At 40.3% G+C, this 22,398-nt stretch carries 20 protein-coding genes and 1 pseudogene; 12 read left to right on the plus strand and 9 right to left on the minus strand.

The window, feature by feature from the left end; translation table 11 throughout:
* The first annotated feature begins 40 nt into the window (after positions 1–40).
* Entirely contained in the window at positions 41–3,124 is a 3,084-nt protein-coding gene (locus tag ABE41_RS01495) for an efflux RND transporter permease subunit (protein ID WP_066285793.1), read from the plus strand.
* 195 nt (positions 3,125–3,319) lie between these two features.
* On the opposite strand, the gene ABE41_RS01500 is transcribed toward ABE41_RS01495, so the two are convergent.
* The 8 genes from ABE41_RS01500 to ABE41_RS01535 form a co-directional block, all read right to left on the minus strand.
* Positions 3,320–4,252, minus strand: a complete 933-nt coding sequence (locus ABE41_RS01500) for an ABC transporter ATP-binding protein (protein ID WP_066285795.1) — start codon at positions 4,250–4,252, stop codon at positions 3,320–3,322.
* Positions 4,245–5,228, minus strand: coding sequence for an ABC transporter ATP-binding protein (locus ABE41_RS01505; RefSeq protein WP_066285798.1), 984 nt, complete (start codon positions 5,226–5,228; stop codon positions 4,245–4,247). Before ABE41_RS01505 ends, ABE41_RS01500 begins: the two co-directional genes overlap by 8 nt.
* 16 nt (positions 5,229–5,244) lie before the next feature.
* On the minus strand, positions 5,245–6,180 hold the full coding sequence (locus ABE41_RS01510; RefSeq protein ID WP_066285799.1) for a hypothetical protein: 936 nt from the start codon (positions 6,178–6,180) through the stop codon (positions 5,245–5,247).
* Complete coding sequence (locus ABE41_RS01515; RefSeq protein ID WP_066285800.1) at positions 6,177–6,998, minus strand: ABC transporter permease subunit; 822 nt, start codon at positions 6,996–6,998, stop codon at positions 6,177–6,179. Before ABE41_RS01515 ends, ABE41_RS01510 begins: the two co-directional genes overlap by 4 nt.
* Positions 6,999–7,161: 163 nt before the next feature.
* Positions 7,162–7,962, minus strand: a complete 801-nt coding sequence (locus ABE41_RS01520) for a CPBP family intramembrane glutamic endopeptidase (RefSeq protein WP_172827317.1) — start codon at positions 7,960–7,962, stop codon at positions 7,162–7,164.
* A 21-nt stretch (positions 7,963–7,983) separates the two neighbouring features.
* Positions 7,984–8,814, minus strand: a complete 831-nt coding sequence (locus ABE41_RS01525; RefSeq protein WP_066285803.1) for a TIM barrel protein — start codon at positions 8,812–8,814, stop codon at positions 7,984–7,986.
* A 57-nt stretch (positions 8,815–8,871) separates the two neighbouring features.
* A complete protein-coding gene (locus ABE41_RS01530) occupies positions 8,872–9,084 on the minus strand; it encodes a hypothetical protein (RefSeq protein ID WP_066285805.1) in 213 nt (70 codons plus the stop codon).
* 54 nt (positions 9,085–9,138) lie between these two features.
* A complete protein-coding gene (locus ABE41_RS01535; protein WP_066285808.1) occupies positions 9,139–9,630 on the minus strand; it encodes a GNAT family N-acetyltransferase in 492 nt (163 codons plus the stop codon).
* A gap of 304 nt (positions 9,631–9,934) precedes the next feature.
* Between ABE41_RS01535 and ABE41_RS01540 the strand changes: the two genes are divergently transcribed.
* The 10 genes from ABE41_RS01540 to ABE41_RS01585 all read left to right on the plus strand — a co-directional run bounded on the left by ABE41_RS01540 (position 9,935) and on the right by ABE41_RS01585 (position 20,951).
* Complete coding sequence (locus ABE41_RS01540) at positions 9,935–10,840, plus strand: diacylglycerol kinase (protein WP_066285809.1); 906 nt, start codon at positions 9,935–9,937, stop codon at positions 10,838–10,840.
* Between the two features lie 75 nt (positions 10,841–10,915).
* Complete coding sequence (locus tag ABE41_RS01545; RefSeq protein WP_066285811.1) at positions 10,916–11,542, plus strand: class I SAM-dependent methyltransferase; 627 nt, start codon at positions 10,916–10,918, stop codon at positions 11,540–11,542.
* Positions 11,543–11,647: 105 nt separating this feature from the next.
* Positions 11,648–12,973 (plus strand): S8 family serine peptidase, encoded by a 1,326-nt coding sequence (locus ABE41_RS01550; protein ID WP_066285815.1) that lies wholly within the window; start codon positions 11,648–11,650, stop codon positions 12,971–12,973.
* A gap of 117 nt (positions 12,974–13,090) precedes the next feature.
* A complete protein-coding gene (rlmD, locus tag ABE41_RS01555) occupies positions 13,091–14,467 on the plus strand; it encodes a 23S rRNA (uracil(1939)-C(5))-methyltransferase RlmD (RefSeq protein ID WP_437435459.1) in 1,377 nt (458 codons plus the stop codon).
* 50 nt (positions 14,468–14,517) lie between these two features.
* Entirely contained in the window at positions 14,518–14,715 is a 198-nt protein-coding gene (locus ABE41_RS01560) for a hypothetical protein (protein WP_066285817.1), read from the plus strand.
* A gap of 330 nt (positions 14,716–15,045) precedes the next feature.
* Positions 15,046–15,999 carry a tRNA dihydrouridine synthase gene (locus ABE41_RS01565; protein ID WP_066294503.1) on the plus strand — a complete coding sequence of 318 codons (954 nt, stop codon included), beginning with the start codon at positions 15,046–15,048 and terminating at the stop codon, positions 15,997–15,999.
* A 209-nt stretch (positions 16,000–16,208) separates the two neighbouring features.
* On the plus strand, positions 16,209–16,880 hold the full coding sequence (locus ABE41_RS01570; protein ID WP_066285819.1) for a Type 1 glutamine amidotransferase-like domain-containing protein: 672 nt from the start codon (positions 16,209–16,211) through the stop codon (positions 16,878–16,880).
* Positions 16,881–17,203: 323 nt separating this feature from the next.
* Positions 17,204–18,871, plus strand: coding sequence for a M4 family metallopeptidase (locus tag ABE41_RS01575; RefSeq protein WP_066285822.1), 1,668 nt, complete (start codon positions 17,204–17,206; stop codon positions 18,869–18,871).
* A gap of 279 nt (positions 18,872–19,150) precedes the next feature.
* Positions 19,151–20,389, plus strand: coding sequence for a serine/threonine transporter SstT (gene sstT, locus ABE41_RS01580; RefSeq protein ID WP_066285824.1), 1,239 nt, complete (start codon positions 19,151–19,153; stop codon positions 20,387–20,389).
* A 166-nt stretch (positions 20,390–20,555) separates the two neighbouring features.
* Complete coding sequence (locus tag ABE41_RS01585) at positions 20,556–20,951, plus strand: VOC family protein (protein WP_066285829.1); 396 nt, start codon at positions 20,556–20,558, stop codon at positions 20,949–20,951.
* A 63-nt stretch (positions 20,952–21,014) separates the two neighbouring features.
* On the opposite strand, the pseudogene ABE41_RS20445 reads toward ABE41_RS01585, so the two are convergent.
* Positions 21,015–21,197, minus strand: a pseudogene (locus tag ABE41_RS20445) (multicopper oxidase domain-containing protein); the annotation flags it as partial.
* 87 nt (positions 21,198–21,284) lie between these two features.
* Between ABE41_RS20445 and ABE41_RS01590 the strand changes: the two are divergent.
* Positions 21,285–22,253 (plus strand): NAD(P)-dependent alcohol dehydrogenase, encoded by a 969-nt coding sequence (locus ABE41_RS01590; protein ID WP_066285830.1) that lies wholly within the window; start codon positions 21,285–21,287, stop codon positions 22,251–22,253.
* Positions 22,254–22,398: the final 145 nt, after the last annotated feature.

Raw genomic sequence — 22,398 nt, forward strand, 5'->3', positions numbered from 1 at the left:
GTAATTGAGTTTGATAAGTCAATTAGGGGTTGGTGGACTAATGAAAAGTTTAGTTAATTTTGTCCTGATGAATAAATTAGCCGTATGGCTGCTTACCATTATTATAACAGTTTCAGGTATTTATTCAGGGACACGAATGAATATGGAAACGATTCCGGATGTATCGATTCCTTACTTAATGGTTATGGATGTTTATCCTGGAGCGACTCCAGAGAAAGTTATGGAAGATGTGTCCATGCCAATAGAAAAAGCAGTGGAAGGCCTTGAAGATATAAAAGCCGTTTATTCGAATTCATATTCTAATATGTCAAACATCCAAGTGGAATATGAATACGGTATAGACATGGATGAGGCAAAACGTGAATTGCAATCTGCACTGGATACGGTAAACCTGCCAGAAGCAGCACAAGAGCCGACAATTACAGCGATTAGCATGAACATGATGCCAGTTGCTGCACTTAGTGTCAGCAGTACGAAAGAAGATATCGTTGAATTAACTTCAACAGTAGAAGAGATTATTCTTCCAAAGATCGAAAAGATCGATGGTGTTGCATCAGCCAAAATTACAGGTCAGCATGTTGAAGAAGTAGACCTTACTTATAACAAAGCCAAAATGTCTGAGTTTGGTTTAACCGAAGAAAAAGTAAAAGAAATGATCCAGGCCAGCAACATTGCAGTCTCATTAGGACTTTATGAGTTTGAAGAGGGTGAAGAAGCAGTCGCAGTAGATGGTAAGTTCATGACAGCAGATGAACTGAAGAATATGATGATTCCTGTAACACCATCTGCGCAAAACCCAACCCCTTTTGTAAAGCTTAGTGAAATTGCTGAAATCAAAACGGTCGGGAAAGTAGAATCAGTCTCCCGTACAAATGGAGATGAAGCGATTGCGATCCAGATTGTCAAAGAACAGCAGGCAAACACAGTTGATGTTGTGGATAGTGTCAAAAAACTAATTAAAGAAGAAAAATCAAAAATCGATGGTCTTGTGATTGATGTATCTCTGGACCAAGGAAAACCAATTGAAGAATCAGTAACAACAATGATTGAAAAAGCAGTTTTCGGCGGATTGATCGCGGTAATGATTATCCTGTTATTCTTGCGTGATTTTAAATCAACGATTATTTCGATCATTTCTATTCCAGTTTCGATTTTCATGGCTTTATTGTTGCTTAACTGGATGGATATTACCTTAAATATCATGACGCTTGGTGCGATCACGGTAGCGATCGGCCGTGTAATTGATGATTCCATCGTTGTAGTGGAAAATATTTATCGACGTTTGCATTTAAAAGATGAAAAATTAAATGGGCGTGCATTAATTCGCGAAGCAACAATCGAAATGTTTAAGCCAATTCTGTCATCCACACTGGTAACCGTTGCAGTATTCGCACCGCTTATCTTTGTAGGGGGAATGGTTGGAGAGCTATTTGCGCCATTCGCATTAACGATGACATTTGCACTAGGAGCTTCACTGATTGTTGCCATTACAATCGTACCTGCATTATCTCACTTCTTATTCAAAAAGAAATTATATGGCGAGAAGACAGAAGGAAGCCATAAAGAGGCTGGTAAATTATCAAATTGGTACAAAGGAATCCTTAACAAATCTCTTAACCATAAAATTATCACTTCACTATTTGCCGTAATTTTATTAGCAGGAAGCTTGGCATTAACGCCGATAATAGGCTTCAGCTTCATGGGCAGTGAAGAAGACAAAGTAATGTATTTAACGTACACACCAGAAGCTGGCGAGCTTAAGGAAGAAACACTGGCTAACGTTGAAGAATTAGAAGAAGAAATGCTTAAGCGCGATTATATCGATATCGTTCAGATCTCTGTTACGGAAAACGCTGATCCGATGATGGCTATGGCGGGCAGCGGAGCAGGCGGTGCATTAATGTACCTGATCTTTGACCCGGAAATGGATAACTTCCCTGAAGTACGTGAAGATATAGAAGATTATGTAGCAGATATTGGCCAATCCGGTGAGTGGAAGAGCCAAAACTTCTCGGCATCGTCAGGTCCTGCAAATGAAGTCAGCTATACGTTTTACAGTGAAGATTTAAATAAGCTCAATAAAGCGGTAAAAATGGCTGAAGACGTTATGGAGAAGAATGACCATTTAGAAGACGTTTCATCAAGTGCTAAGGATGCGTTTGTAGAGCACACATTTAATGTTGATCAAAATGAACTGCTGAAATACGGACTGACAACGGGTCAAATCGTTATGATGCTTAATCCTGCGAAAACGGATGATGTATTAACGACGATTGAAAAAGACGGTGATACGCTAGATGTTATTGTTCAGCAGGAGCAAACGAAACAGCCTAAATCAGTTGATGATATTTTAGCAAGACAAGTACCTACAGCGCTTGGTACGACAATGCCATTATCTGAGCTTGTAACGGTTGAAGAAGGAACAACACTTAATACACTTGCCCGAAGCAAAGGGGAATACTACGCAACCGTTTCAGGTAAGGCAATAGGTGATGATATTTCAAAAGCAACATCAGAAGTCCAAAAAGATATCGATAAGCTGGATATGCCAAAAGGCGTAACCGTTGGAGTAGCTGGTGTACAGGCAGATATGACGGAAACATTTACACAGCTTGGAGCAGCAATGCTTGCGGCAATTGCGATCGTATACTTCATTCTTGTTGTAACTTTCCGTGAAGGTGTCGCGCCATTTGCGATTCTGTTCTCACTCCCATTTGCAGTAATTGGTTCATTTGTCGGATTATTAATTGCGGGTGAAACAATCTCTGTATCTGTCATGATGGGACTGTTAATGTTGATCGGTATCGTTGTTACGAACGCAATCGTTTTAGTAGACCGCATTATTCATATGGAACGTGAAGGTATGAGTATGCGTGAAGCGATTCTGGAGGCGGGAGCAACGCGTCTTCGTCCGATCCTTATGACAGCAATCGCAACAATCGGAGCTTTAATTCCGTTAGCAGTTGGCTCAGGCGGAGGCGGTCTAATCTCGAAAGGTCTTGGTATCACTGTAATTGGAGGATTAACAAGCTCAACGTTATTGACGCTGATTATCGTACCAATTGTGTATGAAGTATTGTCCAAGATCTTTAAGAAAAACCGTAAAGAAGTAGAAGAAAATTAAATGGTTAAGCCCTGCAAGGTGATGTGTGTGTCATCCTGCAGGGCTTTTTATAGGAAAAAAGGCTTTATAAGCTATAATTTTAATTTATAGGCTGTAATTTATGTTTCTAAGCCGTAACATTGCCTTTATATGCTTTTCGACATTGCGACAAAACCAACAAAAAGAAAAGACTGGTGATGAGCCAGTCCTCCGATTTTAAATATAACTTACTTGTTTTTTTGTACTTTCAATCTCAAAATCTTTTATATTGATCATATTGGCCGATACATAATGTTCGTTTCCGACATGCACCAGCTGTGGCGGATATAGCGGCTTTTCAGGAAGGATGATCGGCTCCCAATATGGATTACGCCGCTCTGGATCTGGGACAGGGATGGAAGATAACAGTGATTTTGTATATGGGTGTATCGGGTTGCGATACAGCTCTTCTTTTGGGGCTAATTCGATTAAATGTCCCAGATACATAACCGCTACACGGTCACTCATGTAATGAACGACGCTTAAGTCATGCGATATAAACAGACATGTTAGATTCATCTCGGCCTGAAGATCTTTTAATAGATTCAACACTTGAGCTTGAACGGAAACATCGAGCGCGGAAACGGGTTCATCTGCGATAACAAACTTCGGTTCTAGAATTAATGCACGTGCAATACCTATCCTTTGCCGCTGACCGCCCGAAAACTCGTGAATCTTTCTTTGATAAGAGTTTCGAGGGAGGCCGACCTTTTCAAGCATACCTAGTGCTTTATCCATCCGTTCTTTTTTCGTCCCTATTTTTTGAATATACAGCGGTTCTTCAAGAATTTCCCCAACAGTTAAACGCGGACTTAACGATTCATACGGATTTTGAAAAATCATTTGGATTTCTCTTCTATATGGTCTAAGTTTTCCGTCATTTAGCTTCGTTATTTCTTTTCCGTCAAACCAGATCTGTCCGTGTTCTGGCTTATATAAACGCATGATGGTACGTCCGAGAGTTGTTTTTCCTGACCCTGACTCCCCAACAACTCCAAGTGTTTCCCCCTTGTGAATATTTAGGGATACACCATCAACTGCTTTATGAACACCAGAGCTGTCTGTAAAATATTTTGATAGATTCTGCGCTCTTACAAGCAGGTTATCCAATTGCAATCACCTTCCTTTCGTCATCATAGAATCGTACATAATGCATCGGTTCTACTTCAACTAATGAAGAAGGAGCATGAAAAGCACTGCTTTCGTATGTGTACGTTTCTGGCGCGAATTTTCTGCCGTCATATCCGGTATCTTCAAACGTATAATCCTGAATGCTCTTTAAGCGCTCCTGTCCGTTTTCGGGATTAGGGATACTGCCGATCAAAGCTTTCGTATAAGGATGTACAGGATTTTTAAAGATCGTATAAACATCTGCCGACTCCACAATATGGCCGCCTAACATCACATAAACCCAGTCAGCATACTCCGCAACCACGCCAAAATCGTGTGTAATGAGAAGAACAGAGGCATCGAGATCAGATTTATAATGATCGATTAAATCGAGTACTTGCCTCTGAATCGTAACATCTAATGCAGTAGTAGGTTCGTCAGCGATCAGGAGCTTTGGTTTGCACGAGATTGCCATAGCAATTAAGATTCGCTGCTTCATCCCGCCTGAAAGCTGATCAGGATATTGATTATAGATATGCGCAGGATTTTTAAAACCCACCTGTTCCAACAATTGAAGTGCTTCTGCTTTAAGTTCTTCTTTTGGGATTAACTTATGGTATTTAAGTCCTTCTGTAATCTGTACGCCGACTTTCATGCCGGGATTAAGCGAGGCAATGGCGTCCTGAAAAATCATTGAGATTTCATTGCCTCTGATTTCACGCATCTCTTTTTCAGGCTTCTTAATAAGTTCTTTTCCATTAAAGGTGATAGAACCTTTCTCCACCTGGCCGTTTGAAGGGAGAAGCTGCAGGACAGAAAGAGAAGTAATACTTTTGCCTGAACCAGATTCTCCAATCAGAGCAACGGTTTGTCCTTTTTCAATTTGAAGACTTACATCATTAACTGCTGTAGTCTTTTGTTTATTTTTATTAAAAGAAACTCTTAAGTTTTTAATCTGTAAAATATGCTGATCCATCTTCTTGCACCTCCCTTTACGACTTGTTTGTTTCTAAACAGTTTTGGATTCCTTGGATAATTAAATTTAATGCAAAAATTAACACTGCAAAGAAACTCAGAGGAGTTAAAATAGCCCAAGGAGCAGCTTTTATTTTTGCGAAATTCATCCCAATAATACCGGCCCATTCACCTGCTAATGGAATTGCTACTGGCATTGGAGTGAAAATATCTCCCAAAACGACTATAGCTGAACCTCCAATGAAAATGGCAAGAACACCAAGGTGTGCCATGAGTATTAATGTCTGTACAACTTGCTGGGCAAACAAAAGTACTAATTTTGTAGAAAGTTCAGGCAGTACATGTTTGTAATACACATAAACTTTCTTTGAACCTAATGCAAATGAATTTGTGATGTAATCTTTATTTAAGATTGCTTTAATTTCACTTGAGAACGTTGAAATTAATGGCGGCACACCAACACCAATTAGTATAAGGCACTGGAGTACAATTAATTTTATAGTACTCATGGGTTCCATAGATTGTTTCACTATTAATGAATTCATAAAAATAAACGTCAATATAGCTGTTGGGATATAAAGGGTTGCTTGAACAATATCGTTTAAGAAGGAAAAGCTGGATTTAGGGTTGATCAGAGTAATGCCAACCGAAAACAGAATTCTGAACAAAGCGATCCCCAGTGCGATCAGAATCGTATATTTTGCCCCATCAATTACCTGATAAAAAATGTGTTTGCCAAACATATCCGACCCTAAAGGCGGAACTTGTGATGGAGAATAGGGAGGAGCATCTATTATTCTTCCATCATCATCATATAGAAAATCTTGCAGTTTTAGTGCTTCTGTTTTATTAACATCCAGCATGCTAGGCCAATAAAAACTAAAAACAAGTAAACATGTAATAAAAAGAAACCCTATTACAGCCTGCGGCTGCTTTAATAGTTTTATAATCATGCGGCTTCCTCCCCTTCTTGTTTATTTACCTTAATGGTATTGCTTTCCGCAATTTCAAACAAAAGAGAAAAAGGGATTGCTATCATAAGTGCTGTTACCATAAAGGCTACACCCTTCGTATTCAGCAAAACATTCATTATTCCATTCAAATTGAACACATATTCTACAATAAACAGATTAGAAAGCATAAATACAAAGATCGTTTTGTAATACTGGACAAGACTCGTAATGATGTTTCTGAAAACGTGTACGATCGTGATGTAAAATCGGCTGAGCCCCATCGCTCTGGCAACTGTTACATAAGGTTTATGCTGTTCATCTTTCATCAGCAGTAAAGCAATCTTAAACAACTGAATCGTAGGCAATACTGCGAGAGTAAGGATCGGCAGAAGATAGATCGGATTGTTGTAGACGTTCGAGATATTGGCTATTAGAACTCCCGTAGATTGATAGATGTAAATAACAGTAAACTGCAGGACAACTACAATAAATAAATCGGGCAGTGATTCCAAGAATGTTAATAATCCGTATACAATGCGCTGTAGAAATCTTGGCAGAAGCGTTGTAAAGAAAGTAAGAATTAGAGCAGCCGCTAAACCTGTAAGCAAAGCAGCAAAGAAAATAGTCATGGAATATTGGTACTTTTCAAAGACGTCAGGAAAAAGCGGATATTTCAAGTTTTTAATTGAGTACTCCCATACGTTTTGTTCTAGCTGAGTATTGGTACCGAATAAAAGAGCAGGCAATATGCCAATTATTAAGATTCCCAGTATAGTAGACCTAAGTCTTTTTAAATAACTCCTCAATGAAAAATTCATAATACACCTCAATTCTTAAAGAATGGTTTGAAATAATTGTAAACCAATTGGCATTTATTTGAAATGATTCTCCCTAAAAAAACATCTTTATTTAATTTGACGAGTAAGCCTCTTAAAATTCTTCAAAAAAAAAATACTGGATTTTCTCCAGTATTTTCAATAATTATGAAACCAGCTTGATTATAGGCAGCAAGACTAGCTGTGTCACCACATGCAGCATCATATGCGCAATCATCGCGTATTCCAGACCTTTTTTCCAAAAAAGATAGCCGAAGAAAATCGCGAGTACGCCATTTAATATAAATGAACGGGCTATGATTAAGGTATTAAGCTCTCCATATAAAACCTCAGTTGCTGGCAGATGTCCTGCTGAAAAGAGAAGGGCTGCCAGTATTATTCCGATCCAGTAAAAGGATAAAGGGATGGTTTCTCTGTATTTTTTAAATATGAAAGACAATAGCCAAACGATCAGTGCCATAAGGAAAAGCCGCATTAATACTTCTTCAACGATTCCTCCATACAATACTCCGGCAAGTGTTGCTTTCCACCATACGACACCTTCGCCATTTCCGAGCTTTGGCATGTGAGGCTGAAATAGGAATAGATCAGTTAGAATCATGAAAAAAGATCCGATTGCGCCGCCTATAAGAGCGAGTTTTAAAGCAGACCGGTCGATGACAGGTTTCTTTTTTTCAGCAATCCACGTTCTAAGCAAGGGAAGTGTCAGGTCTGTGCGTTCGGTAAGCTTTAAACCAATCCAGCTTAAAATAGTAGTCAATATTCCAATTTGAAGTGAAGCTATGATAATCATGACTGGCAGCGGAAATGGAAAGGCATCCATCATTTTGGCATACTCAACTGCTGTTAGTGTGTTTTTTAACGATTCCAACTGAAAAGGAACTACAAAAGCTCCTGCAAGTAAACCTAATAAACCAAGAAATAAAGCAATCTTTAAATGTTTCAATTGTTGCATCCTCCATGTTCACTATTCAATTTTTAAAATGTCTTTCTTTAACCACTGTATGCCTTCCTTGACGAAATCTTTCTTCGGGCGTGAATGAGGCGTATGTTCTAAAACCCAATAAATATTGTTTCGTTTTGCAATGAAACTCAAAATCTCTTTAACCGGAAAATAAACATCATCCTCCTCATGTGAAGGATGAATGGGGATCCAAATGTATTTCCCTTCAATGAATTCAATATTATGAAGATGAACAACTTTAATGTGCTCCTGCCATTTTTGGATTAACTCTGGTGGATTCACAGATAGCTCTGCAGCAGCCAGCAGGTAATCTCCAATATCAATGCAAAGCTTTAACCCATACTTCTTCCAAACGGAGACAGGAAAATTATGAAGATATTCGATGCCTTTTGTGGATTTCCACATCCCTAGTTTTGGTTCACAGACAATCGGCAGATTATATTTTGTTTGAAGGAGGGATAACCTCTGCAATCCTTCTTCTATTAATGTGTTAGGATCTTTTGATTCATCTTGAAAATAAGGAAAATGAACAAGTATGTATGCTGCTCCAGCTTGAGCCATCCGCATTACTTCATTCTCAAACTGAATCCAAGCCTTATCGGGTTCAAATTGCACGAATTCGATAAGATCGTATTTGCTGTCTTTGCGAAAAAGGGGTGAATGAAGGCTGAAGCTTTTATTAGAGCTTTTAATCTTGCCTAGAAAGTGTTGGTAGGCATCTTCATTCTCGAATTCTCCTATTTCTATATGACTCGTTTCATCTATAAAAAGTTCATGAAACAGGGAAGTATCAGACATGATCGTACTTCCAGATATCGCTATTTTGTGTGTCATGTGCAGCTCCTTTCAGTTTAAAAGCGTGAAAAAAGACAGGAATAAGATCCCGTCTTTTTAAATCCCACCTGCGCCGCCACCGCCAGAATGGTGATTTTGCTGTGAAGCGTTCCAGGCAGCAGCATTGTTGATTTTGTTTTGATCACTGACATGTTCTTCAAGTTCATATTTTGCATTGTATCTTTTATACCTCTGTTTCGTTCTCCAATGTACAATTGCAAAAAGCAAGAGAACTGCGGCGAGTGGTGATAAAATAAAAACCCAAAACATTTAAAAACACCTCCTAGAGATCGTGGTGCACTAGTTAATCTATGAAGTTAGTTTTTAGATATGCTTATAAAAAAGAAGATCATCAACAAAGCGCCCGTTTAAGTAAAATTCCCCGACAAGTCTTCCTTGTACCTGGTAGCCGCATTTTTTGTAAAAGCGGATGGCTTTCTCATTTGTTGATAAGACGCGTAAAGACAGCTTGGTTTTGCCGTTGTCCCGTGCCAGCTCTTCAACTGCCCGCATAAGCTCAAATCCAATGTTCTGTCCATGATAATCAGGGTGAACAGCCATCGCTAGATCTGCTACATGCAGGTTAGAAGGGACTGGAAACACATCTTTATAAAAAATGTAGCCGCAGACCTTTCCGTTGCATCGGGCGACAATTTGACTGCCGGCAGGAAACTGCTTGCCATAGTCCTCAGGTGATTCCCAGCGGATGTCTGGTGCAGGTGTTGTTTCTATGTTCCAAACGAGATGATCAATTTCAACAAGCCCGGGATAATCCGCAGGTGTTGATAAGGAAATTTCTAATGCAGCTTTCTCCATCTTACACACTCCTTACCTAGAAAATTCCATAAAGAGACATGAAACTCCTTTATTTTCACATGAAGAATTGCGATAGAATTGTTTGAAAATTGTAAGGGGTCTGACCCGGGACAGACCCCTTACAATTCAGACACAATTTCAACACATGCGAACGTACAAACAGCTTTGCTTTTTAGGACATGAATCACTATAATATAAGAGGAATCCTTAGAAGCAGTCCATGAACGGACTGTTTTTTGTGGTTATACAGCGAAAGATTTAAGTTAAAATTTTTAATAGAAGTCAAACAACGAAGGTGAAAGATATGAAACGTGCTAGACTAATATATAATCCAAGTTCAGGAAGAGAAACGGTAAAGAAACAGCTTCCTTATATTTTGGATAGACTTGAAAACGCAGGATATGAAACATCATGTCATGCGACTACACCTGAAGATGGCTGCGCTACACGTGCGGCACGCCTTGCTGGAGAACGAGGTTTTGACCTTGTTATAGCAGCAGGTGGAGATGGAACAATCTACGAAGTAGTAAACGGACTTGCAGGCCTTGAGAATCGGCCGATGCTTGGTATCATTCCTGCGGGGACAACGAACGATTTTGCACGTGCAGTAGGTGTACCGCGAACGATCGAAGGCGCTTGTGACGTTCTTTGCGGCGGTACCCACATGCCGGTTGATATCGGTAAAGTAAATGATAAATTCTTTATTAATATTGCAGGCGGCGGACGAATAACAGAACTTACTTATGAAGTGCCGAGCAAGCTCAAAACGATGATCGGTCAGCTGGCATACTTCCTAAAAGGAATAGAGATGCTTCCATCGATTCGTCCGACATATGTTGAGATTGAATTCGATGACAAGGAAAAGTACGAAGGCGAGATCATGCTGTTTTTAGTAGCCAATACAAACTCTGTTGGAGGGTTTGAAAAACTCGCTCCATCTTCTGAATTCCATGACGGCCTTTTCGATGTTGTCATCTTAAAGAAAACAAACCTTGCTGAGTTTGTCCGTATCGCATCCCTTGCGATCCGTGGTGAACACATTCATGATGATCATGTCATCTACAAAAAAGCGAAGCGTGTTAAAGTAACACCTCGCGAAAAGATGCAGATCAACCTCGACGGTGAGCTGGGCGGCATTCTACCAGGTGAATTCGAGAACCTGCATCACCACTTCGAGTTGTTGGTGCCAAAAGAAAGAATCAAACCATAATATAAGCAAACGAGACTGAACACCTAAGCAAATAGCGATTAGGTGTTCTTTTTCTTTTAGGGAGAGTCATTAAATATGAAAAACAACTCAAATATCCAAAAATATAAAAGACTTGCACCGTTCTACGATAAGTTTATGGGCAACCGTCTTTTTCGAAAAGCCCGTCAGCAAGCTTTTTCTGAAATTGAAGCTCGGCAAGGGGGCTCGCTTTTGTTAGTTGGAGTAGGGACAGGCGAGGACTTTCCATTTCTGCCAGCGGGTGCGTCTGTTACAGGAATCGATCTTTCGGAAGATATGTTAAAGATTGCTGAGGGTAAAAAGAACAGCCGGGACATCACACTGCTGCAAATGGATGCTGAAGACATGGGGTTCGGAAATGAAAAGTTCGATATTATCGTATTAAATTTAATTCTAAGTGTAGTAGAGCATCCTGAAAAAGTACTAGAGAAAAGCTTGAACTGTCTAAGCCCTGGCGGCACGTTATTGGTATTCGATAAATTTATAGAATCCAATCAGAAACCAAACGTAATAAGAAGGTTGCTGAACAAAATCACCTCAGCGATCGGAACAGATATTACCCGTGATTTTTACAAAATAAAGAGTGGCTTTCCGATTGAAATTACGAAAGAATACAAGACGATTAATGACCTTTATACTATTATCGTCGCACGTGAAAGCATATCAAACGATATATCAGTATAGTCCATTTACAGTAATGTGATTTATCCCCTTTGCATGATTGTCTCTTCCTTTATTATGTTAGAAAATTAAAACAATTCATAAAAAAGGAAGTGGAGGGGTTTGGTTATGAAAAAGTTTCTTGCGTTGTGCTTAACAGTTATGATGGCTGCATGTTTTTTCCTGCCACAGCAAAATGCGAAGGCGGCTGCTGGTATAGAAGTAGACACTGAATTGACGAAAGTCCTTAGTGATCTTACATCTAATACACTGGTAGAAGCGGTGGTTACGTATGAATCATTGCCGAGTTCATCAGATGTAACAGCACTGCAGAATCTTGGTTTAGAAACAAAAACGTTTAGCAAGCTGCCGATGGTTGCTGTTAAAGGAACGAAGCTTGAAATCACATCACTGCTTTCAAGCAGTTTAGATGCAGTATCGGTATACCATAACAAAGACCTGAACTTTTTAATGAAAGACAGCCGCAAATTAATAGGGGCTGAGCGAGTATGGAATGAGTTAGGATATACAGGCAAGGGTACAACTGTTGCCGTTATTGACAGCGGAATCGATGCTACACATCCTGATCTGCCGTTTGGCGAAGAAAAAGTTATTCAAAACGTAAAATTCTTAGCGGGAGATTTGTTCTCGAACGAACCGCTTTACCTTGAAAATGTTCAAAACACTGATACTTCTTCTGGTCATGGAACTCACGTTGCCGGAACAATCGCAGGACTTGGAACAGCAAGTGAAGGGTTATATACTGGCGTTGCACCAGATGCGAAGCTAGTAGGTCTTAGCACAGGTGAAGGAATCAACATCTTTTGGGCGTTAGAAGCGTTTAATTATGCGATTGAAAATCAAGAAGAGTACGGCATTGATGTCATTTCAAACAGCTGGGGTACAACAGGTGATTACTCAGCAAATGACCCGATCAATGTGGCAAGTAAAGAAGCACATGATGCTGGTATGGTTGTTACATTTGCAGCGGGTAATGAAGGACCGGACGACAACACGTTAAATCCATATTCTGCAGCTCCTTGGGTCATTTCAGTTGCTGCCGGAACAAAGGACAAGCAGCTTGCAGACTTCTCATCTCGAGGAGTTGAAGGAGATAACTTGCTTCACCCGGACATTACAGCACCAGGCGTGGATATCGTATCTGCAAAATCAAAAACTGGCGTTGTCATGAACGTACTTGGCTCAGTGACAGATGCAGAGTATATTGCGCCAGAGCACCTTGCAAACTACACAACAGCAAGCGGAACGAGCATGGCTACACCGCACATTTCGGGTGTTGCAGCATTAATGCTTGAAGCAAACCCGAACTTGCAGCCGGATCAAGTTCTTCAATTGCTGGAATCAACAGCTGATCCGATGGCAGGCTACAAGCTTCATGAAGTGGGAGCAGGATACGTGAATGCGTATGAAGCTGTAAAAGCAGCGGGTAATTAATGAACAGTGAACAGACCTGAACATTTAGGTCTGTTCTTTTTATCTTTTGCCATTTGGTGTCCATAAGCAGTTGTGCTACAATCAGAAAAGCATAATGGACAAAAAGGGACGATGAAAATGACAAAGGCTGATTTGCCTGTTCATAAAAATGAGAGTTATGAAGTTGATATAGTGGATTTAACCCATGAAGGCGCTGGAGTTGCGCGCGTTAATGGGTTTACTTTGTTTGTACCGAACACTTTGCCAGGAGAGCGTGCAAAGATAAAGGTTGTTGGCGTTAAAAGAGGATTCGGTTTCGGAAGATTAGAAGAACTTATAGAAGCGAGTCCTGAACGGGTTGAACCGCCATGCCCGATTTACAAATGGTGCGGAGGCTGTCAGCTGCAGCATTTATCATACGAAGGACAGTTAGAATATAAACGCAAGCAGGTAGAAGATGTTCTAACACGGATCGGAAAGCTTGAGGGAGTGCCCGTATTGCCAACACTCGGTATGGGAGACGAGCCTTGGCGCTACCGAAATAAAGCACAAGTACCAGTTGGAGAGCGAGGCGGCCGAATCATTACAGGTTTCTACCAAAAACGCAGCCACGAAATCGTAGAAATGGACAGCTGCATCATTACAGGCGATACGAACGATGACGCCGTTCAAGCTGTAAAAGAGATCGTAAACAAGTACAACATTACAGCCTATGATGAACAAAAACACAAAGGTATTCTCCGTCATATCATCGCACGTTACGGGAAGACCACTGGCGATTTGATGATTGTCTTAGTGACAAACGGTAAGGATCTGCCGCAGCGTAAAAAAATCATCGAAGATATAACAGCAGCACTACCAGAGATTAAATCAATCGTGCAAAACATAAACTCTAAGCGTACGAACGTAATTTTTGGTGACGAAACACGAGTATTATGGGGTGCTGAATACATCCATGATTACATCGGTGACATTAAATTCGCCATTTCCGCGAGATCTTTCTATCAGATCAACCCAGATCAAACGAAAGTACTTTACGACCAAGCTTTAAAATATGCTGAACTAAACGGGGACGAAACCGTTATTGATGCGTATTGCGGAATCGGCACAATCTCACTTTTCCTCGCGCAAAAAGCGAAAAAAGTGTACGGAGTAGAAATTGTCCCAGAAGCAATTGAAGATGCTAGACGAAACGCAGAGTTAAATAACATCACAAATGCAGAGTTCGCTGTAGGAAAGTCAGAAGATGTGATTCCTGAGTGGAAGAAACAAGGGATTACACCAGACGTAATTGTAGTCGATCCGCCGCGTAAAGGGTGCGACGAGGAACTATTAAAAACAATTATTGAGATGAAGCCTAAACGCGTTGTCTATGTAAGCTGTAATCCGGCAACATTGGCACGTGACCTCCGTGTTTTAGAAGATGGTGGATTTAATACGGTACAAGTCCAGCCGGTGGATATGTTTCCTCAGACAACACATGTTGAAGCAGTTGCGCTGCTTGGGCTTGAATAATCCGTTTTTGTTTCATTATTGTAAATTCGAATGCAGAGGATTGTTGTTATATGGATGCAAATAAAAAATGGCTCTCTATTCCTAAAGAAATAAGAAGCCAACTTATAAAAAATGTTTTTTGTACGAATTGTAGAGATGTCGTAGCTATTGAGAGTTTTACGATTGAGGACGATAAACTTGGAATTGTCTTAAATGGGAAGTGTCAGCAGTGCGGACATGAAGTGGCAAGATTTATTGAATCTGAATAGTGTTAGATATTTCTTTTGAGTTGGGAAAGATGTTCCTGTCCCTTTGAACCAAGTTACAGGTTTTACAAAGGGGAAATAAATGGTGTTTGTCTCACAGTACTTTTGTTCATTATCGTACTGGGGACAGGCACCTTTTTTATTGAGATAAGAAGCAGTATAGTTGAATATTTAATCATCTAAGGGAACACTAATTTGATTACTATTAGTTTTCCATAAATTATAAAATGTACAGTGATTGATAATAAGTTACTAAACATGATATAAGTGTAAAAGAATATTTTTTAAAGGGATTTTAAGGTTGTATCCATAGTGAGAGGATTTGAACTTGAAATGATAGATAATTTTTGGCGTGATTTACCGCGTCCATTTTTTGTACTTGCACCAATGGAAGATGTGACAGATGTAGTTTTTCGTCATGTCGTAAGTGAAGCCGGTCGGCCGGATGTATTTTTCACAGAGTTTACAAACTCGGATAGCTATTGTCATCCGGAGGGCATGAAAAGTGTTCGCGGCCGTTTGACGTTTACGGAAGATGAACAGCCGATAGTGGCACATATTTGGGGCGATAATCCCGAATATTTCCGCCAAATGAGCATTGGCATGAAAGAGATGGGATTTAAAGGCATTGATATAAATATGGGCTGCCCTGTACCTAATGTCGCTTCCAGAGGGAAAGGGAGCGGCCTTATTCTGCGTCCGGATGTTGCGGCAGAACTTATTCAAGCAGCAAAAGCGGGCGGACTTCCTGTCAGTGTAAAAACACGACTTGGCTTTAAAGAGGTAAATGAGTGGGAGGAGTGGCTAACGCATATTTTAAAACAGGATATTGCGAACCTTTCTATTCATTTACGTACAAGAGAGGAAATGAGCTTAGTAGATGCACATTGGGAGCTTATTCCGGAAATAAAAAAATTACGTGATCGAATCGCACCAGATACGCTGCTAACAATCAATGGAGACATCCCTGACCGTCAAGTCGGGCTGCAGCTTGCTGAGAAATACGGTATTGATGGTGTAATGATCGGACGGGGGATTTTTAAAAATCCTTTTGCTTTTGAAAAAGAGCCAAGAGAGCACAGCAGCCAAGAATATCTTGATCTTTTAAGACTGCAGCTCGACCTACAGGATAAATATGCAGAAGAAGTACCGCGTTCAATAACAGGGCTTCATCGTTTTTTCAAGATCTATGTCAAAGGATTCCCTGGAGCTGCTGAATTACGAAATCAATTGATGAACACGAAATCAACAGATGAAGTGCGTGCATTGCTTGATAACTTAGACTGATGACTTATAAAAGCATATAGAAAATACAGTGAAAAACAGTATGGAAACTCATGGGTTACATACTGTTTTTGATTATTTATTTTTCACATCTTTACTAGAGTTCGAGTCCTTTAAAAATGACTAAAAAGTTATAGGTTAGAGGAAGACGGAAGCCCTTGCAGAATAAAATATGCAATCAGAATATTGTAACGACAAGGAGGAGTTACGTTATGAAATTGCTGCTTACATCTGCAGGCGTTAATAACAAAAGCATACACGACGCGCTAGTTGATATGCTGGACAAACCGATCGCCGATTCCACCGCACTGTGCATCCCCACTGCGATGTACGGACATCCTTGGGTCGGACCAGGCGTGAAAACTTGGGAATTCATCAGCGGGAAAGAAGAGAATCCCATGGTTAATTTAGGATGGAAGTCTGTCGGCGTGCTGGAGCTCACTGCACTGCCAAGCATTGACAAAGATCGCTGGGTACCTTTGGTCCGGGAGACGGACGTCCTGCTGGTGGCGGGAGGCGACGCCCTCTACCTGTGCCACTGGATGCGGCAATCCGGGCTGGCAGACCTCTTGCCGTCGTTGCGTTCAGTCTATGTGGGAATGAGTGCTGGGAGCATGGTGATGGCACCTAACATCGGGGAATTCTTTGTTGGCTGGACTCCGCCCAACGGTGGTGATAAAACACTAAGCCTGGTCGATTTTGCAATGTTCCCCCATGTGGATCACGAGATGCTACCGTATAACACGATGGCTGCTGCAGAGAAATGGGCAGCTGGGATGCAGGGGCCGGCGTATGCAATTGATGATCAAACCGCCATCAAAGTGATTGATGGAGCGGTCGAAGTTGTATCCGAAGGGCATTGGAAACTGTTTGCGCAAAGTTAGTTCTAAAGTAATATAGCTCATAATTCACACTTACTAAAACTAAAGTCAGAATGAAGGTTCGAGATAAGTAGAAGGAGAAAGCAGGATAAAAACCTGCTAACTCCTTCTTTTTTATGGGTTAAGGGCTATTAAAAGGTTTTCTTTTATAAATTACTGAGCAGTGATTTTCCCTTATACTTTTTGGTAGATTCTACCTACACAATCCTAATTTAATTAGCTATAATTTATATTTTTGTAAAATTAAGATAATTCTTATTGTTCATTCGAAACTTTTTCTTCTCCTCTATAATGAAGACTATCCAATTAATAGGAGGTATTACATAGTGAAGAAAAAGCTTTTAGCACCTGTACTTTTGTCGTCAGCGCTGTTGGTAGGTTCTATTCCGGTAAACGTCCTTGCACAACCTATTAACTCCAGTGAAGTTAGTAGTGTACAAGCTTCTAAAGAGTGGAATGAAAAAGCGAGTGTTCCTTTTTTTGTGAAGGAGCGTTCAGCAGAGAAGTTCTCTTCTAGCAGTTCTTCCAATGCCTTAAATTATTTGAAGAAAAATCAAGATAAGATCGGGATCAACAATCCTGACAAAAATCTAAAAGTGAAAAGTGTACAAAAGGATGAACTGGGTATGACGCATGTCCGCTTTACTCAGGCAATCAATGGAATTCCTGTAGAAGGATCTGAAGTTATTGCACATTTTAATAAAAATAATGAAGTAGTATCTGTGAACGGCAGAACAAATCAGACTCTTGCCGTTGAGGCAGTGGATACAACTGCTTCTATCAGCAGTGAAGCAGCACTTCAAGCAGCATTATCGTCTGTTAACGCTCTAAATGAACTGACATATGACCCAACTTCTGAGCTTGTTGTCTACCCATTTGAAAAGAAAAATCATACCGCGTATAAAGTGAATGTTAACTTCATGGGTGAGGAGCCTGGAAACTGGTTTGTGTTTGTGGATGCAAAGTCAGGAAAAGTGATCGATAAGTTTAATGGCTTGATGCATGCGGATGAAAATAAAACGCAAACTGGCTCTGGAAAAGGTGTGCATGGTGAGCACAGGAAACTGCATATAACCCGCGTGAAGGAAGAAAATTCTGGAACGAGGTTTGCTTTAGCGGATTACTCACATGAAAATCTTGAAGGGATTTTCACGTATGATGCTACAGCTGATTGGGACTCCAGCAATGACGCACTATATACAGGGAATTCTGCGTCCTTCATAAGTGACTATGACCGAGCTGCCGTTGATGCTCATTATAATTCTGAGAAGGTTTATGAGTATTATCTAAACGAACATGGCCGTAATTCTCTAGATGGAGAAGGGATGGCTATTAATTCTTATGTACACATGGGTGTCGATTACAATAATGCATTCTGGAATGGACGTTATATGGCATATGGGGATGGCGACGGTGAGTTTTTCATCCCATTATCAGCCGGTCTTGACGTTGCAGCCCATGAAATGACTCATGGTGTGATCTCTCATACTGCTAACCTGGCATACCGGAATCAATCTGGAGCACTGAACGAATCATTCGCTGACGTTTTTGGTGCACTCGTTGACGACAGTGATTGGGAAATGGGCGAGGACATTATGGCGCCAGCTGCAAAAGCTGATGGTGTAACAAGACTGCGCAGTTTAAGTGATCCAAACAGCGTTGTCGTAAGTAACCCGCAAAGAGCAGCTTACGGCAGCGGAGTCTATCCAGCTCATATGGATGAATTTTATAACATGCCGCTTAATGTAGATAATGGCGGTGTGCATGTTAACTCTTCCATTACAAACCATGCAGCATACTTGATTGGCCAAGAGCTTGGAAGAGAAAAATTAGGGAAGATCTATTATCGTGCTTTATCTGTTTATTTAACTTCAAATTCCAATTTTAGCGACGCTCGCCAGGCTCTCGTTCAGTCAGCAAGCGACCTTTATGGGGAAGGAAGTGCGGAAGAGACTGCTGTTAACGCAGGATTTGATGCGGTGGGAATTTACTAGAAACATTTAAAACTAATAATTCTATTCTTACTGAAGCACCTCAGGAGAACTCCTTGAGGTGTTTTTAAAATATTCAAATAATTACAACTTTTATAAATAAATTGTAATCTATCAAAATACCCACTATAATACTATTTATTAGGAAGACAGTTGTATTTTTCAGGTGGAATATATTAGGCGTACATTCATTTATTGCGCCCTTGTAAAAGACTTTATTTTATTGCAGGTTTTTGAGAATAAACAGCTTTACAATTCTAACTTAGATTGGTGATGACATCTATGAAAAGTATACTGAAAAAGTGGAATCAGTTGAGTCTTGTTAAACAGATCATTATAGGTTTGATTGTTGGTATTATCCTAGCAGTAATGATTCCGCAAGCAGCAAAACCTGTTGTTATTTTTGGCTCTTTATTTGTAGGTGCATTGAAAGCTATTGCACCTGTGTTGGTATTATTCCTGGTTATGTCGGCTATCGCTCAACACAAGACAGGCCACCAAACGAACATGAAATCCATTATCTTTTTATACCTTTTAGGAACATTTTTGGCAGGATTAACAGCCGTTCTTGCAAGTTTTCTTTTTCCTGTAGGTTTAACACTTGGAAAGGGAGCAGAAGGTGTAACGCCTCCTGGAGGTGTTGTCGAGGTCCTCAAAACGTTGTTGATGAACGTTGTTGATAATCCTGTTAACGCCCTTGTTAATGCTAACTATATTGGTATTTTGGCGTGGGCAGTATTACTGGGTCTGGCATTAAGAAAGGCACAGGATACGACTAAAACAATGATCTCCAATGTTTCAGACGCTGTTTCTAAAATCGTTACTTGGGTGATTAAGTTCGCTCCGTTAGGAATCATGGGCTTAGTATTTGAATCCATTACGGCAAACGGTATAGATTCATTATTGAGTTATGGGAAGTTGCTAGCTGTATTGATCGGTTGCATGGTTTTCGTAGCGCTGATCGTGAATCCAGCCATCGTGTTCCTAACGATAAAACAAAACCCATATCCGCTTGTTTTTAAATGTTTAAAGGAAAGCGGGATCACAGCTTTCTTTACACGCAGCTCAGCTTCCAATATTCCGGTAAACATGAAGCTATGTGAGAAGCTTGGTTTGAATAAGGATAGTTATTCCGTGTCCATTCCATTAGGTGCAACCATCAATATGGCGGGTGCTGCAGTTACCATTTCAGTTTTAACGCTTGCCGCGGTTCATACAATAGGCATTGAAGTGGATCTTCCTACGGCAGTTCTCCTTAGCGTACTATCAGCTATTTGTGCTTGTGGTGCTTCAGGGGTCGCTGGCGGTTCACTATTGCTGATTCCTCTCGCCTGCAGCTTATTTGGAATTCCAGGTGATGTGGCTATGCAGGTAGTTGGAGTAGGATTTATCATTGGTGTCTTACAAGACTCTTTTGAAACGGCTCTGAACTCATCTACAGACGTTCTTTTTACTGCAGCAGCTGAATATAAAGAGTGGCGTAAAGAAGGAAAAGAAATAAATATACAAAAAGCAGCATAAGGCGAAATTTTCTTGTACTGCAAAATGAAAGGCACCCCAACAATTTTAGCGTTGGTGGTGCCTTTTAATATGCCTTATTCTCATTCATTAGGAGGAATATTAGGAAGTACATGGAATGAGTTAAGTGATGATTGTGGATTATTATTGAAAAAACAGGAGGTAACTTATGGGAAGATTAGTGCATTTCGAAATCCATGTGGATGACATGGAACGGGCTATGAAGTTTTATGGAGAGGTATTCGGCTGGTCGTTTCAAGACTGGAGTGAATACGCGGGATTGCCTTACTATGGGGCAGTAACAGGAGACGAGAGTACACCAGGGATAAATGGAGCGTTAATGAAGCGGCAAAGCGCACCGCCAGAACCCAATCAAGCTATAAATGGCTTTACTTGTACAATGGGCGTGGAAAATTACGACCAAACAGAGGCTAAAATTCTTGAGCATGGCGGCAAGGTCGCTATGCCTAAATATGCACTTCCAGGAATGGCGTGGCAAGGATATTACATAGATACAGAAGGTAATATTTTCGGAATCCATCAGCCTGATGAGAATGCAAAATAGAATAATTAAAGAAGGCAACTCCCAATCTTGGGGTGTTGCCTTTTTATATTTTTAAACAAAGTATCAGTCTGAATGATGTCCATTAGGATCTGAGGAATTTGATTGATGAGTAAAATCACAAGGCAGGATTGTTAATGGTCTCATCATGTCATGATCTTCGTGTTCTAAACGGTGACAGTGCCATACATAATCTCCGCAATAAGGCAGGAACTTCATTATGATTCGAACCGTTTGACCGCCTGCTAATTTTTGATCATTAAGTCTTTCATACTTTTAAATGAATATCTTTAATTAATGGGTCTTTAGTTGTCTTTATTAATTAGGGGGAATGTTATGAAAGCTGTAGTTTGTAACAAATATGGTTCACCTGATGTACTTCAATTTGAAGAAATAGAAAAGCCTATTCCAAAGGGCAATCAAGTACTAGTGAAGGTTCATGCATCATCCTTAAATTATGGCAATCTGGTCCTTTTAAAAGGAGAACCGTTCTTGGCCCGCTTTGCTTTCGGTCTCACAAAACCAAAATACCCAATACCCGGAGGTGACATAGCCGGGCGGGTGGAAGCTGTCGGAAAAGATGTAAAGCAGTTTCAGCCGGGTGATGAGGTGTTCGGTGATCTTTCAAGTTGTGGGTGGGGTGGTTATGCAGAATATGTATCTGCAGCCGAAAGTGCATTAGCAAAGAAACCAGCAAATCTAACTTTCGAAGAAGCCGCTGCAGTACCGATGGCGGCAGTTACTGCACTTCAAAGTCTGCGGGATAAAGGTAAGATCCAGACCGGGCAAAAAGTTTTGATTTATGGTGCCTCTGGCGGTGTGGGGACATTCGCTGTTCAAATTGCAAAATTTTTTGGAGCAGAGGTAACGGCTTTATGCAGTTCGAGAAATTTAGGCATTGCGCGATCAAATGGTGCAGACAATACAATAGATTATACGAAAGAGGAATTTCCTAAAAAAATTGACCATTATGATCTTATTCTTGGTGTTAATGGATCTCAGCCAATTTCAGTTTATAAAAGAGCTTTAAAACCTAATGGAATTTTTGTGAATGTAGGAGGTTCAGGCTCTCAATTGTCCCAAGCCATGTTTCTAGGTCCGTGGATTTCAATGACTGGGAGTAAGAAGATAAGTACCTTTTTACAAAGGCAAAACCAAAAGGATCTAATTTTTGTGAAAGAACTTCTTGAGACCGGCAAAGTAAAACCTGTTATTGATAAATGTTACAAATTGAGTGAAGTATCCGAGGCTTTTAGGTACTTTGAAGAAGGACACGCTCAAGGAAAAGTAGTTATCACGATATGAAGAATGAATGGTGATTTCTCTTATAATCGAAACAGTTTTAAGAAGGAGCTCACAGTATAGAGTTCCTTTTTTTCATTGTGTTAAATCAGAAGCAATCTCATTCAAATGGTATAATTTTATACAATAAGGTTATTTTGTTAGATTC

Origin of the sequence: Fictibacillus arsenicus, from assembly GCF_001642935.1 — a bacterium.
GTDB lineage: Bacteria > Bacillota > Bacilli > Bacillales > Fictibacillaceae > Fictibacillus > Fictibacillus arsenicus_B.